The organism is Micromonospora sp. NPDC005254, assembly GCF_042872525.1.
Lineage (GTDB): Bacteria > Actinomycetota > Actinomycetes > Mycobacteriales > Micromonosporaceae > Micromonospora.
Genome location: NZ_JBIAKM010000002.1, coordinates 65,404 through 79,181 on the forward strand (window position 1 = coordinate 65,404; position 13,778 = coordinate 79,181).

General features: G+C 67.5%; 14 protein-coding genes and 1 tRNA gene. 6 read left to right on the forward strand and 9 right to left on the reverse strand.

The annotated features are described in order from the left end of the window. Positions 1 to 117 precede the first annotated feature (117 nt). Both ACFYPR_RS05860 and ACFYPR_RS05865 read right to left on the reverse strand, forming a co-directional pair. Positions 118 to 1,191 (reverse strand): UvrD-helicase domain-containing protein, encoded by a 1,074-nt coding sequence (locus ACFYPR_RS05860; RefSeq protein WP_387258776.1) that lies wholly within the window; start codon positions 1,189 to 1,191, stop codon positions 118 to 120. Beyond that, positions 1,188 to 2,804, reverse strand: coding sequence for an ATP-dependent endonuclease (locus tag ACFYPR_RS05865; protein ID WP_387258777.1), 1,617 nt, complete (start codon positions 2,802 to 2,804; stop codon positions 1,188 to 1,190). The genes ACFYPR_RS05860 and ACFYPR_RS05865 overlap by 4 nt, the downstream gene beginning before the upstream one ends. A gap of 742 nt (positions 2,805 to 3,546) precedes the next feature. Here ACFYPR_RS05865 and ACFYPR_RS05870 point away from each other — a divergent pair. The 3 genes from ACFYPR_RS05870 to ACFYPR_RS05880 all read left to right on the forward strand — a co-directional run bounded on the left by ACFYPR_RS05870 (position 3,547) and on the right by ACFYPR_RS05880 (position 6,020). Then, a complete protein-coding gene (locus tag ACFYPR_RS05870) occupies positions 3,547 to 4,656 on the forward strand; it encodes an IS110 family transposase (RefSeq protein WP_387258779.1) in 1,110 nt (369 codons plus the stop codon). 402 nt (positions 4,657 to 5,058) lie between these two features. After that, positions 5,059 to 5,131, forward strand: a tRNA-Arg gene (locus tag ACFYPR_RS05875). A gap of 451 nt (positions 5,132 to 5,582) precedes the next feature. Further along, the gene (locus ACFYPR_RS05880; RefSeq protein WP_355066707.1) at positions 5,583 to 6,020 is read left to right on the forward strand and encodes a hypothetical protein; all 438 of its coding nucleotides are present in this window, start codon (positions 5,583 to 5,585) and stop codon (positions 6,018 to 6,020) included. A 76-nt stretch (positions 6,021 to 6,096) separates the two neighbouring features. Here ACFYPR_RS05880 and ACFYPR_RS05885 read toward each other — a convergent pair whose 3' ends face one another. After that, positions 6,097 to 7,062 carry a phosphotransferase enzyme family protein gene (locus ACFYPR_RS05885; protein ID WP_387258781.1) on the reverse strand — a complete coding sequence of 322 codons (966 nt, stop codon included), beginning with the start codon at positions 7,060 to 7,062 and terminating at the stop codon, positions 6,097 to 6,099. Between the two features lie 298 nt (positions 7,063 to 7,360). Here ACFYPR_RS05885 and ACFYPR_RS05890 point away from each other — a divergent pair, with 298 nt between their 5' ends. After that, entirely contained in the window at positions 7,361 to 7,882 is a 522-nt protein-coding gene (locus ACFYPR_RS05890; protein ID WP_355066709.1) for a GNAT family N-acetyltransferase, read from the forward strand. 19 nt (positions 7,883 to 7,901) lie between these two features. Here the strand turns inward: ACFYPR_RS05890 and ACFYPR_RS05895 are convergent, their stop codons facing one another. After that, the gene (locus tag ACFYPR_RS05895; RefSeq protein ID WP_387258784.1) at positions 7,902 to 8,804 is read right to left on the reverse strand and encodes an NADP-dependent oxidoreductase; all 903 of its coding nucleotides are present in this window, start codon (positions 8,802 to 8,804) and stop codon (positions 7,902 to 7,904) included. Positions 8,805 to 8,909: 105 nt separating this feature from the next. Between ACFYPR_RS05895 and ACFYPR_RS05900 the strand changes: the two genes are divergently transcribed. Then, on the forward strand, positions 8,910 to 9,308 hold the full coding sequence (locus ACFYPR_RS05900) for a helix-turn-helix domain-containing protein (protein ID WP_355066711.1): 399 nt from the start codon (positions 8,910 to 8,912) through the stop codon (positions 9,306 to 9,308). Positions 9,309 to 9,355: 47 nt separating this feature from the next. Here ACFYPR_RS05900 and ACFYPR_RS05905 read toward each other — a convergent pair whose 3' ends face one another. The 4 genes from ACFYPR_RS05905 to ACFYPR_RS05920 all read right to left on the reverse strand — a co-directional run bounded on the left by ACFYPR_RS05905 (position 9,356) and on the right by ACFYPR_RS05920 (position 11,993). Continuing rightward, on the reverse strand, positions 9,356 to 9,706 hold the full coding sequence (locus tag ACFYPR_RS05905; RefSeq protein ID WP_354859563.1) for a DoxX family protein: 351 nt from the start codon (positions 9,704 to 9,706) through the stop codon (positions 9,356 to 9,358). 137 nt (positions 9,707 to 9,843) lie between these two features. Further along, the gene (locus ACFYPR_RS05910) at positions 9,844 to 10,614 is read right to left on the reverse strand and encodes a hypothetical protein (RefSeq protein WP_355066712.1); all 771 of its coding nucleotides are present in this window, start codon (positions 10,612 to 10,614) and stop codon (positions 9,844 to 9,846) included. 55 nt (positions 10,615 to 10,669) lie between these two features. Then, entirely contained in the window at positions 10,670 to 11,269 is a 600-nt protein-coding gene (locus ACFYPR_RS05915) for an ATP-dependent Clp protease proteolytic subunit (RefSeq protein WP_354859568.1), read from the reverse strand. A gap of 136 nt (positions 11,270 to 11,405) precedes the next feature. After that, the gene (locus tag ACFYPR_RS05920; protein WP_354859569.1) at positions 11,406 to 11,993 is read right to left on the reverse strand and encodes a helix-turn-helix transcriptional regulator; all 588 of its coding nucleotides are present in this window, start codon (positions 11,991 to 11,993) and stop codon (positions 11,406 to 11,408) included. A gap of 232 nt (positions 11,994 to 12,225) precedes the next feature. Between ACFYPR_RS05920 and ACFYPR_RS05925 the strand changes: the two genes are divergently transcribed. After that, on the forward strand, positions 12,226 to 13,239 hold the full coding sequence (locus tag ACFYPR_RS05925; protein WP_354859575.1) for a potassium channel family protein: 1,014 nt from the start codon (positions 12,226 to 12,228) through the stop codon (positions 13,237 to 13,239). A 10-nt stretch (positions 13,240 to 13,249) separates the two neighbouring features. Here the strand turns inward: ACFYPR_RS05925 and ACFYPR_RS05930 are convergent, their stop codons facing one another. After that, on the reverse strand, positions 13,250 to 13,729 hold the full coding sequence (locus ACFYPR_RS05930; protein WP_354859578.1) for a MarR family winged helix-turn-helix transcriptional regulator: 480 nt from the start codon (positions 13,727 to 13,729) through the stop codon (positions 13,250 to 13,252). Positions 13,730 to 13,778: the final 49 nt, after the last annotated feature.

Here is a 13,778-nt window from a genome sequence, read left to right on the forward strand (position 1 = left end):
CAGCCCCGACACTCATCGAGCAGGACTACCTACGCCGATTCCTTCTGCTCGAGGGGACCTGCGGCTCGCATGGCAGCATCATCGCGGCAGATGAGTATTCTGTGGCCACTCGGACTGTCAGGCGACGGGACGCCAGATGGGCAGGCCGAGCCTGTCAGGCGTCTTCGACAGGAAGGCCACACTGTGGTGAGCCCGGGTGACGGCGACGTAGAGCGAACAGGCAGTGGCTGGTTCGAGCGGCTTGTTGGACCGCACGAAGTCCTCCATTTTGGTGGTCGGAGCCACCAGGACGTGGTCAGCGCCCCTGCCCTTGGCGAGGCCGATGTTCCGGAACGGTAGATCGACTTCCTTCCAGCTGCCTGCGTTGTAGCGCAGGCAAAGCGGCGCGAACGCCTGGAAGTACGCTTCGGCGTCGTCGACACTGACGACGAAGATGCCGCTGTGCGGGACGGTATGCTGGTTTCTGGAGACCGTAGTCTCGAAGCCCCACTCGGGTCCGAAGATCGAGTCGGCGAAGGTCGCAATGGTTTGGTTGCAGCGCCAGGTTTCGGCTGCGTGCAAGATCTTCAGTCGCTCCTTATCGGCCTGCAGATCGAACCAAACCTTGATCTTCACGCCCTTGTACTGCCGGTGCTTGAGGTCCCGATCGTTTGTGTTGAGGATCGCCTGCCTGATGTCGCCCACCATGTATAGATCGAGTGGCGATCTCATCAGGAGGGCGAGGATTTCCAGGTCCCACCCATTCAGATCCTGGACCTCGTCGATCCATGCCTCGTCGTAGATGCGGCTAATGCGATCGAGCGCAGCTCCCTGGCTCGCATCGTTCGTCTTGTGAGCCAGGTTGGCGAGGCAGCGCTTGTAGGCTCGCCCGTCGCCGTCGAGAAACCGCCGGGCTCCGGTGGCAAACCGCCCGGGATCGCCGTCGAAGTTCAGACCCCGAAGCCGGTGCCCGGGATGGGCAAGTGGTACATACGGCCGGACGCAGTGGCCCAGGAGGAAACTAAACCATCCCTGGACGTGGACTGTGGCAGCCAAGGGCCGCCGTGCCGCCAGGCGGCTCGTCAACTCGGCCTGGTTCTGCTGCGTGTATGTCAGCACGAGGATGCGCCGGCCCGCCGGCGCCTCGGCGCACGCGTCGACGATCGACTGGGTCTTGCGGCCACCGGCTACAGCGAGGGTGAGGGCGTTCATGACACCAACAGCTTGACTGCCTGGTTGATGTAGTCCGGCATGACGATTGATTCGTCAGAGTCGAGAATCCGGAGGGCGGCCTCGGTCTTGCCGTTGGTCATCCATTCGTTGAGTTCGGTATCGTCCGGTAGCCCAAGCACGCGTCGCAGGGTTGCCTCGTCGTTGACCGCAATGAGCTGTGGTTCGAGGGTCTTGCCACATGCAGGATCGCCCATCAACAGCTCGCGCCTCCCGTCCGCGAGGAGGTTTTGGAGTTTGGCCCGAAGGTTCGCCCGGTCCTTGCCGTCGTTGTCACGGATGGCGATGGCCGATCGGTCAAGTGCGGCGCAGACCTCCAACGCCCGGCGGAACGCGAGGCCCTGCATGGAGATGATGTCGATGCCCAAGTCGATGGGGTCTTTGCCGGTCGCGTCACGGACGGCACGCTGCAGGACGATGTCGTCCGAGGGCCCCTCGACGAGCGCGACCTTCTGGGCCAGCACAAGCCGGAGCGTGTCGTATCCGGACAGCTTGCGGAAGTAGGCCACCGTTCTCGGGTCCAACGCGGTCAGCTTGGCGGTCTGGCCGTCGTGGATGAGCAGGAGCTTGTCCAGGCCGAGGCGGTTCAGGACGAAGGAGCTGTGCGTTGTGATGAAGGTCTGCTGATCGCCGTCGGAGGTGAACTGCTCGATCCGATCGACCAGCTTGGTGAGGCTGGTATGAGACAGGTGATTCTCCGGCTCCTCGATCAGGACGTACCGAGACCGACCAGAGGTCCGGCTCATCGCGAGCGACACTTTGACCGCGGCCTGCTGGCCCTGGCCGGCCATCCCGAAGGGGATGTCGTCGACCTGGGGCACAATGCCGACCTCCCATGAGGTTCGGGCCGACTGGTCCATCTGCAGACCTAGCGGCCGATCATGGAGCGACCGGCTGCCCTGGGCAATCCGATCGTTGATCCCGGCAAGATGGTTGTCGGTGATGTCCTGTTTGGCTCGCCGGTGTGCGAGCGAGATCACGGCGCGTTCCTTGGGGTCGAGGTGGCCGCTGAGCATCTCGCGGGTGTGGTAGTCGACGCCTGACGTGCTGCGGATGGTGCGGGAGTCGATGAACGACACCGCCAGCTCCTTCGGGCGCGCAGTCAGTACCCGGTCGGAGAAGTCACGCCACTCGACACGGTAGAACTCTACCGGCAACACCCGAGGAGGGCGGTCCATCATGTACGCAGCGAACTCCTGCTCGAAGTCCTCGTTCGGTTCGATGAGGAGGCGGACGCCAGGGCAGTCGAGTTTCAGCGAGTTGTGTACGCCGCGGAGTTGATGGACGTTGTCGTCGCCGTCGCTCAGGTGAAGCTCGATAAAGATCTGGGGTGCCGCGATCGCCTGCTGCGAGCCGTGCTTCTCGAAGTACTCGAGGACCCGCGGACGGTGAAACCAGAACGGGTTCAGTTCCTCCGACGCTGATCGTCCGTTGATCTTGCCACTGAGCGCAAGGTAGATCGCTTCGGTGAGGGTCGACTTGCCGGACTCGTTGTCGCCCACGAGGATGTTCATTCTGGCGGTCGGCTCGATGTCCAGGTGGTCAAACTTGCGGTACCCATCGATAACGATGCGTTTAATCGTGCTTGTGGCCATTATTGCATGGACCTCCTTCTAGCTTAAGGAAAAACACGCACCGAATGGTGCGGCTGAACGTTCTAGGAATGCTCGGCTGGGTGGTGGTGATCTCGAACGCTAGCCGGTCAGTGTACATGATCACTGCCGCCTCTCGGGCCATTCCTAATCTCGACTGCCCGGTGATTAAACGCGAAATGCGTTCGCGAATCAGCCATGCGGCCAATGATCCTGCAGTTCATATGCGGTGAATGATGCGGTGAGGCATACGTTGACGAGTGTTCGGCCTCTGGTGAGGCCGACGTCGGCCACGGAAGCCTGTCCGTACTGCGCGGTCGCCTCGTATCGCATGCACGACAGCTACGTCAGGGCCTTAGCTGATCTGGGTCTCCGCTAAGCGGATCAAGAAACATGCGACGAACAGAAGGCTGCGAGCGAAGCGAGCGCGCCATTGCCCTCATCTCGGCTACTTGTTTCATTGACCTGCGACCGTGGCCCGGCCAGGCTTCGGTCGAGGCGCCCGGGCTGTCGATCTCATTTCGGCTGCCCACGCTAGTCGTGTGGCTCTCATTTGGCCTGCGCAGCCCGGGCGTCGCCCCAGGGCAGGGAGAGGCTCAAGAGGGGTTTGCGTAGCTCGAAGTAGCGTTGCCCTCCCGGCTCGACAACCCAGGTGGATCGAGCATCGGAGGACCCGTTGAACGTCACACCGGATCGCGTGGTCATCGGGATGGACCCGCACAAGCGCTCAGCAACAATCGAAGTCATGGTCGGCGACGAGACCATCGTCGGCGGCGGCCGGTTCGACACCGACCGCGACGGCTACACGGCGATGAGGAAGTACGCCAGCCGGTGGCCGCACCGGGTCTGGGCGATCGAGGGCTGCCAGGGCATCGGCCGGCACATCGCCACCCGGCTACTGGCCGACGGTGAGCAGGTCGTCGACGTCCCGCCGAAGTTGTCCGCCAGGGCGCGGGTGTTCGCCACCGGGCAGGGCCGCAAGACCGACGCCACCGACGCGCACTCCATCGCGCTGGTCGGCACCCGCATGGCCGGTCTGCGCCCTGTGGTCAACGATGAGCAGCTCGCTCTGCTGCGGATTCTGGTCGACCGGCGCCGATCCCTCGGTGAGGACCACACCCGGATGGTGTCCCAGCTGCACCAACTCCTGCTGGAGCTCATCCCCGGTGGGGCGAAGAAGAGTCTGTCCGCGGCTCAGGCCAAGGTGTTGCTGGCCACGGTCCGGCCTCGTGACGCGGTCGGTAAGGCCCGGCGGCGGGTCGCGGCGGAGCTGATCGGTGACCTCGAGCGGGTCTACCGGCGCTCGAAGGAGGCAGACAAGGAACTCAAGGAGTTGGTCGCCTCCACCGGCACCACGTTGATGGACCTGCACGGCATCGGACCGTCCGGCGCCGCCCGGTTGCTGGTCGAGGTCGGTGAGATCAGCCGGTTCCCGAGCCGGGCTCACTTCGCCTCCTGGAACGGCACCGCCCCCATCGACGCGTCCTCCGGCGACCAGGTCCGACACCGGCTTTCCCGCGCCGGGAACCGGCAGATCAACCGGGTGCTGCACATCATGGCCACCGTCCAGCTACGCAACCCCACCGAAGGCCGCGCCTACTTCGACCGGAAGAAAGCCGCCGGCAAGACTTCGATGGAAGCAATGCGGGCACTGAAACGACGCCTGTCCGACATCGTCTACCGGACCATGACCAACGACGCCACAAACGCCGTAGCAGCGGGTCCGGGAGGACAACAGGGAACGACAACTGGCTCCAGCGTGACCGGCTCGCATCCCCCAGCCGGCTCTTCGGAGAAGTCACTTCCCGGACCCGCCGAGACCCAGGATAGAACTCTCCTCCCGGCGGCGTCTTGACACAGAGGGGAGCCATGAGCGGACGCTCGGTGGGGAACGTCGTAGTCGGTATCACGGCGGAGTCCGAGCGCCCTGGGGTTAGCGCCCCGTGGCCCTCTGGCTGATGTCGTGCTGGAGCTGCTGGGCGTGCCAGACGGGGACGCAGCGACGCTGAAGGCGTGTATGGACGGAACGCCTTTGATCATCGATGATGTGCGCGTTGTGTGCTCTCCAGCGGATGCCAACCGGGGCGAACCGGTGCCAACGCGGGTCACCGCGGCCGACCGCCGGTCGCAAACCGGGGATCGTGTGCTCGGCGTGTGGTCCTGGGCTGGGAAAACGGCGGTCCGGGGAACGCGGGTGAACGTGGGCCACTCCCTGCCACCCCAGGTGAACCCCCAGGTCGCTAGACTGGGCCCTCGCGCCCCCGTAGCTCAGGGGATAGAGCATCGGTTTCCTAAACCGTGTGTCGCAGGTTCGAATCCTGCCGGGGGCACCTCGAAGATCAGCAGAAAGACCTTCTGGCCAGGGAGTTTGCACCTCCGTCGATGCGTTGCTCTATGCAGTGGTGTGTCGCCTGATGCCGCTACTTGTCGCTGTCCACGGACTATTCACGGACTGATTTTGGCGGAGCTTTGCCAGGTCGCGCTACCTGTGCCGGGCAAGATCCGGTTGGTGGGGGCTGTCGCCGCGCCTAGCCACCGCAGTTGTCCCGCGCGTCTTCGATCCGCTGCCTAACCGCTTCCTGCCTCCTGGGCGGTGGTCCGGCCGGCGGGCAGGCCACCTGTGGGTGTCAAGGCTGGCTCTCGCGCACACTCCATCGCTGCAGCCAGTCAGCCCGACAAGGGCGAGGACGCACCCGCTGCATCCACCGTTCGAGTAACCCCTGCATTGCCTTCCGTGACGCTGTTTGGAATGCTTGCGCCAGGGTGCGCGGAGGGGGCGGGATGCTGACTGCTGGGCCGATTCTGGCTACGGGTGAGCCCCCGATCAACTTCCGTGCACATGAGGTACGAACAGGCAACTCAGCCGGCGCCCGCGATGACTTCGAGCAGATGCTCGCCATGCTGGTCCGCGCCACGCATCCAGGCGCGCGCCTGATCGCCGCGAATCCCGGCGACTGGGCCATCGACGTTCTCGTTGGTGACCTGGCTGGCGCGGTCGTCATCTGGCAGGCCAAGTATTTTATGCCCCTCGTCACCGAGTCACACCAGGCGCAGATCCGTGAATCATTCACATCCGCATTGAAGGCAGCTCAGGAGCACGGCCACCAAGTACGTCACCTGCAACGACTCATCGCACGCCGCAACGCTTACCTCGCCGCTACCCTGGCACTTCCCTACGACGAGTCGCGCAGGAAGTTCATCGGTGGGGGCGGGGCATAGATGGGGCACAAGACACCAGCAGACCGAGACGCCGGCACGGCCGCTTGTGCCGGTGCGCTGGCCAATCGGGAGGAGATCAGGGCGCGTAGGTGGGGTCGGCGACGGTCTTGGCGATGAGGGTCAGCCAGTGCAGGTCGTTGGCTTGCGATTCTGGACTGGACTCGGGGTTGAGGATGCTGCCGAGAAATACGGCGACGTCGTCGAGCTGCCGCTCGGCGCGGTAGTAGCTCAGCATGGTCTGGTCCGGTTCCAGCGGCCCATAGCCTCGACGGAAGAGTTCGGCGCGGTGCGCGTTGACCGGGTGCTCGCCGAAGTCTTGGCTGTAGACGAACATCAGGTCCCGCTCGCGCGGCGCCAGGATCGGCGCATCCCAGTCCACGACGTGCAGTGGACCGTCGTCGTCAGCGAGCAGGTTGCCGGGGTGGATGTCGGCGTGGCAGAGCACGTGTTGAGCTTGCGTCACTCGGGAGGCGAGGCCATCGACCGTTGCGGACAACCGATGTAGCGCTGCACCGTACCGGTCCCAGAAAGCGCCGAGGGTCTCGCTCGCCGCAGCCTGCTCCCCGAGGATTCGCAGCCGCTCGCCCGCGCTCGATCGGTAGGTCTCGACCGGCAAGACCGCGGCGAGATCGGCGCTCGGCCTGACCGCGTGCAGCCGACCCAGGAACTCCCCGTACTCGACCCATTGACCGTCGGTGAGGCCGCGGCCCCACAGACTGCCGCCGTCGTGGAACGGATAGAGCAGCAGCTGGTAGTCCCCGAACCCGCGACAGGCTCCGCCCCCTGGAAGGTCGATCGGCGCTACGACCTGCCTGACGCCCTGCGCTCGAAGGAAGCGAGGCAGCAGGACGGCCGCCTGAGTGAACTCACCGCGGCGCATCTTCAGGAAGTAGCGCTCGCCGTCAGACGCGTCTACCCGGTACGCCCATGCCTGCCCGTCGAGCCCGACCGGCATGAACACGAGATCGGCCACGTCCACGGCCCAAGCGGCGGCCACCTCGGCCGCGAGCAACCGTTCGTCAACGTCAGGCTTGTCGAACATCGACGGAGCGTTGCAGCTCGCAGTCCGTCCAGCAAGGGATTTGCCACCTGTAGGCGGAGTCAGCAGATACGTGTGGCGCACGTCACGAGCCGTAAGATTTCAAGCCGCGTCTGACTGACCTGTTCCCAGTACTGAAATCCCGTTGCGTACTCCCGTGCGGCTCTGGACTGTGAGAGGGCGGCCACCCCTACCCTGCCTAGGGATGGCCATCGTCGTGGCTGGACGGACCTCTGAGTGCTGTTGTCGTTGGGTGTAGGCACGCTGGTCCAGCCGCCGGGCCGGCATTACCGTCGGCCGCATGCCCGAATTGATACTGCCGACCATCGGCCTGCACGCTGCATTTCTGCAGTGCCGCGACGACTGGGGCCCCGGCGTGCACGAGGACGGCTTCGGCCTGGGCGCTGACGACGACGTGGATTCGCCGGATGGCTTCGCTCATTGGGTGCATCGGCAGGTCCGGCTGGCCCATCCGAGGGGAACGCCGTGCCCGGACGAGGAGCACAGCTCGCCTCGGTGGATCGTCGAAAACGGCCAGGTTCTCGGCGGGGTGGCCCTGCGGCACACATTCGACGACGCCCTCGGGCAGATCGGCTACGGCGTACGTCCCTCCGCGCGTGGACGCGGCGTGGTGAGTTGGGCGCTGGGCGAGATGCTCAAGGAGGCCCGGGCTGACCTGGGCCTGGACCGTCTCCTTGTTACCTGCCTCGCGGACAACCTTGCCTCGGCACGAACCGTCGAACGCAATGGCGGTGTTCTTGAGGGCATTCGCGACACCGAGCATGGCCCGGTGAGGCGCTACTGGATCAACCTCGTTCGGTGATTCTGTCCCACCGCGCCGGTCAGGGGACGATGACCACGCCGCCGCGTACGCCGCCCTGGGCAAGCCGTTCGTGGGCGGCGGCCGCGTCGGCGAAGGGGTACACGCCGGCGACCCGCAGCGGGATGTCGCCGCTGGTGACGAGTTTGACCAGTTCTGCCAGGCGGGATCCGTCCGACTCCACCTCCAGCGCGAAGGTCCGGATTCCCCGCACCGGCTCCGGGCGCAGCGGAGGTGACGCGGCCACGTAGCCGCCGCCGTCCCGGACGTGGTCCAGCAGCGAGGAACCGATCACCGCCAGGTCGATGACCGCGTCGTACGTCCCCGTCGGTTCGTCGGAGCGCGACAGGAACGCCGCGCCCAGCGACTCGACGAACTGGCGGTCGTCGGCTCCGGCGAGTCCGGTGGCGTGCAGGCCGGCTGCCCGCGCCAGGGCCAGGACGAACCCTCCGACCTGCCCGGCGGCGCCGGTGACGAGCACGGTCGAGCCGGCCGGGAGCGCGAGCAGGTCGAGGGCCTGGGCGGCGGCGAGTCCGTTGGTCGGCAGGGTCGCCGCCTCGGTGGCGGGGACGCCGGTGGGTGCGGTGGTCAGCGAGGTGGCGTCGAGCACCACGTACTCCGCGTGGGCCCCGGCGGTGGTTTGCAGCCATGGCGAAAAGCCGATGACCTCATCGCCGATCGCGTACTCACCGACCGATGGCCCGACGGCGTCGACGGTGCCGACCACGTCCCAGCCGGGCGTGTACGGCAGACCGGTCGGCAGCGGTGCCGGGAACCGGCCGGAGCGGACCATGAGGTCGACCGGGTGGACGACGGACGCGGCGACCCGTACCCGCACCTGTCCCGGTCCGGCTTCGGGCGTCGGTACATCCGCCACGTGCAGGACCTCCGGCCCTCCGAACTCTTCGTAACGAACTCCGCGCATCGTCGTCTCCCTCGTAGCCGTCGTGATCACCACGACCGTACGAAGCGACGGGCACCGTGAGAAAGTAGGTACCTCGAAGTGCGTAGGGCGCCGCAGGAGGGCAAGATGACGACGACAACCGCAGCGCAACGCCGCGAGCAGGCAAAACGTGATTACGACGCGTTCCTGGAGCGCTGCCCGACCCGGGAGCTGCTGAGCAGGCTCACCGACAAGTGGGTGGCGCTGGTGATCCCGGCGCTGGCGGACGGTCCGCAGCGGCACGGCGAACTCGCCCGCCGCATCGCCGGCATCAGTCAGAAGATGCTCACGCAAACCCTGCGGACGCTGGAGCGCGACGGCCTGGTCACCCGTACGGTCACCGCGTCGGTGCCGGTCCGCGTCGACTACGAGCTCACCCCACTGGGCCATGAACTGTTCCCAGTCATGATCTCCATCAAGGACTGGGCGGAGTCACACATGGACCGTGTGTTCGAAGCCCGAGCCCGATTCGACGCACTCCCCTGAGGGGGCTCCGGAGGCGCGATTCTGGTCCAGCACCGACCGAACGGCAGTCACCAGCGGTAGGCCAGGTTCACGGCGAGTGCGGCCAGCACGGTGACGAAGAAGACGGCCCATCCCACGAGATGACGTGACCCTACCCGCAGGTGCGCGATGAGCGCGCCGACGAAGTACAGCACCAGCCCCGCCGCGGCGAGGGTCCCCAGCAGCGGTACGGCGAAACCGGCCAGCAGTCCCACGGAGCCGGCCGCCAACAGCAGGCCCAGCACCGGTAGCCAGGACCGTGGCACCCGCTTCATGTCCGCCTGGGCCTTGGGATAGTCGTGGCCGATGAGGTAGGTGACCGCGGCGATGCCGGTGAACACCGAGGCGAGGATGGTGACTGTCACGTAAGCGGCGAACATGGACCCTCCCTGTGGTTTTGTCACCTCAGGGACGGGGCAGCTCCGCGAAACGTTACGGGCGTGGCGCGCTCAGCAGAACCCGGTGCCCTCCGGGGCATCCCGGAGGGCACCGCGGAGGGCACCGCGTCGTCGCAGGGTCAGAGGAATTTGTACATCTCGGCGGAGGCCGGCTCGGTGTCGCCGGCGGGCGGCGCGGTCACCGAGACCTGCTCGCCGAAGCCGCTCATCTTCATGTCGGTGACGAGATCACCGACGCTCTTCGTGGCGATCGTGTAGGACAGCGCGGTGAGCCGGCCGTCGGCGTCGACGGTCGCCTCGAAGGGGACCGCCGTGGGGTCCTTCGCCAGCTTGGCGGTGGACTTGAGGCCGTCGCGCATTCCACCGTCGGCGCCGGCGGCCTCCGCGGCCTTGTTCAGGTCGGCGGTGCCGCTGTAGCGGCCGGGGCTCACCTCCTGGGCGGTCACGATGCCGCCGATGATGCCGGTCTGCGCCTTGAGGTCGAACGACTGGCGCAACGAGCTGGTCGGCCGGAGCTTGTTGAGGTCGATCTTCATCCAGGGCTTCTCGCCCTCGAGCGAGTCGGACTTGATGTAGGCGGCATCGCCGATCAGCCGGGCCTCGATCGGCTCCGGGGCGTTCCCGGTGACGTGGATCGCCTTGGCGGCGGGGTCCATCTTGCCGCTGAGGGTGATCGACTGGTTGCCGGCCTTGACCGAGGCGTCCATGGTGACCGTGCCGGCGAGGCTGCGGTCCATGGCCTGCCGGACGGCGGCGACCGGTTCGACCTTGGTCGTGGCGGGGGCGGCGGAGGGGCCGGCCCCTCCGGTGTTGTCGCCGGAGGTGGTGCCGCAGCCGGCCACGAGGGCGGCGGCGAGGGCAATCGAAAGGGTAGGGATCAGTCGACGCATAGACGCGACCCTAACCAATGGGCACCACCCCCGGTGTACGACGGCCACCCGCAGGTCAGTCCGCCGGCAGTTGATCGGCCCGGGTGAGCACCCGGTCGACGAGGCCGTACTCCCGGGCCTGCTCGGCGGTGAACCAGCGGTCGCGGTCCCAGTCCCGCTGGATCTCGTCGAGTGTCCGTCCACTGTGCTGGGCGATCAGCTCCTGCATGGTCCGTTTCACGTGCAGCATGTTCTCCGCCTGGATGGTGATGTCCGAGGCGGTGCCGCCCATCCCGCCGGAGGGCTGGTGCATCATGACCCGCGAGTGCGGCAGCGCGTACCGCTTGCCGGCCGCGCCGGCGCAGAGCAGGAACTGCCCCATCGAGCCGGCGAACCCGAGCGCCAGCGTGGCCACGTCGTTGCGGACGTAGCGCATCGTGTCGTAGACCGCCATTCCGGCGCTCACCGAGCCGCCCGGCGAGTTGATGTAGAGGTAGATGTCCCGGTCGGCGTCCTCAGCGGCGAGCAGCAGGATCTGCCCGCAGATCTGGTTGGCCGACTCCTCGGTCACCTCGGTGCCGAGGAAGACGATCCGCTCCCGCAGCAGCCGCTCGAACACCTGGTCACCGAAGGTCGGTTGCCCGCTGTCCCGCATCTGCACGCCGTACCCGATCATCCGTCGCCGCCCTCCACCGTGCCGGCGGGCGGGGGAACCGCCCGGGGGACCGGCCCCTCCAGCGTGCACGCGGCGGCGGTCGCGGCCCAGGGATTCTGCCGGCGGCAGATCCGCCCAGGGCAGAACCCCGGCCGGCCTAAACCAGGGTCAGTCGCCGCCGGCCCGCCCGGGCCCGGCGGCAGGCCAGCATCTTGGAGGTACGCGGACCGGGGCGCCCGGCCGACGTGGAGGCGATCAGCCGAACCCGCAGCCCCGCTCCTTGGACGGTCGACCCGACGGGCGAGGCTGGACCGCCGACGTGCAGGATCGGCCCGCCCAGCCGCAGCACCGGCCCGGCCGGCTGCCCTACGGGGGCCGGGGCGGCGGCCACGGGTGGCGTCGCCCCACCCGGCTGGAAGCCGATCCGCAACGCGGGGCCGGTCTCGTTGCGTGCCGAGGGCGCCTGCTCCAGCCGGGCCAGGGCGGCCCGGGGCGCGGCGGGAATGCGACGCTCGACCCGGCGCAGGTCGTCGCGGGCCTGTTCGAGCAGGTCGGAAAGGCGGATGCCGAGTGCCCGGCAGATCGCCGCGAGCACCTCCGACGAGGCTTCCTTGCGGCCCCGCTCGACCTCGGACAGGTAGGGCACGGAGACCCCGGCGGACGCGGCCACCTCGCGCAGCGTGCGGCCCTGGCTCTGGCGCAGCCGGCGCAGCACCCCGCCGATCACTCGTCGCAGCAACGACATGCGGACCTCACTCTCGCGGTCGTCGTCGGAGGAACACCCCCCATCATGCCGGTTGTCGGACCCGTCGGCGGTCCCGAGGAGGTCTGCGCCGCCGCCGTCTGCGGCTCGTTGTCGTCCGATAGTCGGGTGCGGGGGCCGGTGCGGTTGTCCGCTGCGCGACCCGGGCGTGCGACGTGCGGCGTACCCGCTATGTTGTGGTCGTGCAGGCGACGGCGGCGGAGCAGGTTCGACGGTGATCCATTTTCCCGCGCAGCGCCGGGGCCCGCTGAGCGCGCTGAGCCTCCGGCTCGCGGCCGCCCTGGGCCTGGTCTTCGCCGTGGTGGCGGCGGTCTACCTGGACCGGGACGGCTATCGCGACGTCAACGAGGACGGCCTCACCCTGCTCGACTGCTTCTACTACGCGGTCGTCTCGCTCTCCACGACCGGCTACGGGGACATCACCCCGGCCGCGCCGTCGGCCCGGCTGGTCAACGTCCTGTTCGTCACCCCAGCCCGGATTGTCTTCCTGATCATCCTGGTCGGCACCACCCTGGAAGTTCTGACCGAGCAGTACCGGACCGGCCGTCGCCTGTCGCGGTGGAGGAGAACCGTGAAGGACCACGTCATCATCTGCGGCTACGGCACCAAGGGCCGCAGTGCGGTCAACGCCCTGATGGAGAACGGCCTGGACCGGTCGAGGATCGTGGTGGTGGAGCGCAGCAGCGCCGCCCTGCGGCAGGCCACGTCGGCCGGGCTGGTGGCGATCGAGGGGTCGGCGACCCGGTCGTCCGTGCTGAACGAGGCGCACGTGCGCAATGCGAAGGCAGTGATCATCGCGACCGACAGTGACGATGCCTCGGTGCTTGTGGCGCTGACCGTACGGCAGCTCACCGCCGGGCAGGTCCGGATCATCGCGGCGGCGCGGGAGGCGGAGAACGCCCCGCTGCTCAAGCAGAGCGGCGCGCACCATGTGATCGTCTCCTCGGCGACCGCTGGCCGCCTGCTCGGCCTGTCCACCTCGGCGCCGCCGCTGATCGACGTGGTGGAGGACCTGCTCACGCCGGGGCAGGGCATGGCGCTGGCGATGCGCTCGGCGGAGCGGGACGAGGTCGGTCGCTCACCGCGTGAGCTGGACTCACTGGTGATCGCCCTGGTCCGGCGGGGCAAGGTGGTCACCCTGGCCGACCGGGCCGGTGCGGTGATCGAGACCGGCGACATGCTGGTGCACGTCCGCGACGACCGCCCGCAGTCCACGGCGACGGTCTGACGCTGCTGCGTCAGCAGGCGTCGGGCTCGTCGATGAGCGCTGCGCCGCAGCTGACCGGTGTCGTGGTGGCGGCCCGCCTGAGCAGCTCGTAGAGCGTCTCCCGCTCGGCTGGCTCCAGCGCCCCCAGCACCTCGTCTTCGGCGCCCGCGAGAGCGCACTCCGCCTCGTTGAGGCGTTTCGCACCATCTTCGGTGAGCTCGACGACATGTCGTCGGCGGTCCTGCGGTGACCGTCGGCGCTCGACCAGGTCTCTCGCTTCGAGGTCGTTGAGCAGCCCGACGATGTTGGTGCTGTCCATCTCGAGGGTGGTGGCGAGCGCCTGCTGACTGGTGCCGCCGCCCGCGCGCAACACCGTGAGCGCGACCAGGTGTCGGGGCCGCAGGCCCAGGGGAGCGAGCACCGACTCCGCCCGCAGTCGCATCCGCCGCGCCAGGTGGTCCAGCAGGGGGCCCGAGCGGTGCTCCGTCGGATCCAGCGGCAGGGCGGACATGTGACCCAGTCTACCGACGCGCCGCAATATCTGCCTGCTATAAATAGTT

Bases quoted from the DNA above. Each gene is read 5' to 3' on its own strand.
- ACFYPR_RS05860 (WP_387258776.1), bottom strand. From the start codon at position 1,191: ATGAACGCCCTCACCCTCGCTGTAGCCGGTGGCCGCAAGACCCAGTCG.
- ACFYPR_RS05865 (WP_387258777.1), bottom strand. From the start codon at position 2,804: ATGGCCACAAGCACGATTAAACGCATCGTTATCGATGGGTACCGCAAG.
- ACFYPR_RS05870 (WP_387258779.1), top strand. From the start codon at position 3,547: ATGGTCGGCGACGAGACCATCGTCGGCGGCGGCCGGTTCGACACCGAC.
- ACFYPR_RS05880 (WP_355066707.1), top strand. From the start codon at position 5,583: ATGCTGACTGCTGGGCCGATTCTGGCTACGGGTGAGCCCCCGATCAAC.
- ACFYPR_RS05885 (WP_387258781.1), bottom strand. From the start codon at position 7,062: ATGTTCGACAAGCCTGACGTTGACGAACGGTTGCTCGCGGCCGAGGTG.
- ACFYPR_RS05890 (WP_355066709.1), top strand. From the start codon at position 7,361: ATGCCCGAATTGATACTGCCGACCATCGGCCTGCACGCTGCATTTCTG.
- ACFYPR_RS05895 (WP_387258784.1), bottom strand. From the start codon at position 8,804: ATGCGCGGAGTTCGTTACGAAGAGTTCGGAGGGCCGGAGGTCCTGCAC.
- ACFYPR_RS05900 (WP_355066711.1), top strand. From the start codon at position 8,910: ATGACGACGACAACCGCAGCGCAACGCCGCGAGCAGGCAAAACGTGAT.
- ACFYPR_RS05905 (WP_354859563.1), bottom strand. From the start codon at position 9,706: ATGTTCGCCGCTTACGTGACAGTCACCATCCTCGCCTCGGTGTTCACC.
- ACFYPR_RS05910 (WP_355066712.1), bottom strand. From the start codon at position 10,614: ATGCGTCGACTGATCCCTACCCTTTCGATTGCCCTCGCCGCCGCCCTC.
- ACFYPR_RS05915 (WP_354859568.1), bottom strand. From the start codon at position 11,269: ATGATCGGGTACGGCGTGCAGATGCGGGACAGCGGGCAACCGACCTTC.
- ACFYPR_RS05920 (WP_354859569.1), bottom strand. From the start codon at position 11,993: ATGTCGTTGCTGCGACGAGTGATCGGCGGGGTGCTGCGCCGGCTGCGC.
- ACFYPR_RS05930 (WP_354859578.1), bottom strand. From the start codon at position 13,729: ATGTCCGCCCTGCCGCTGGATCCGACGGAGCACCGCTCGGGCCCCCTG.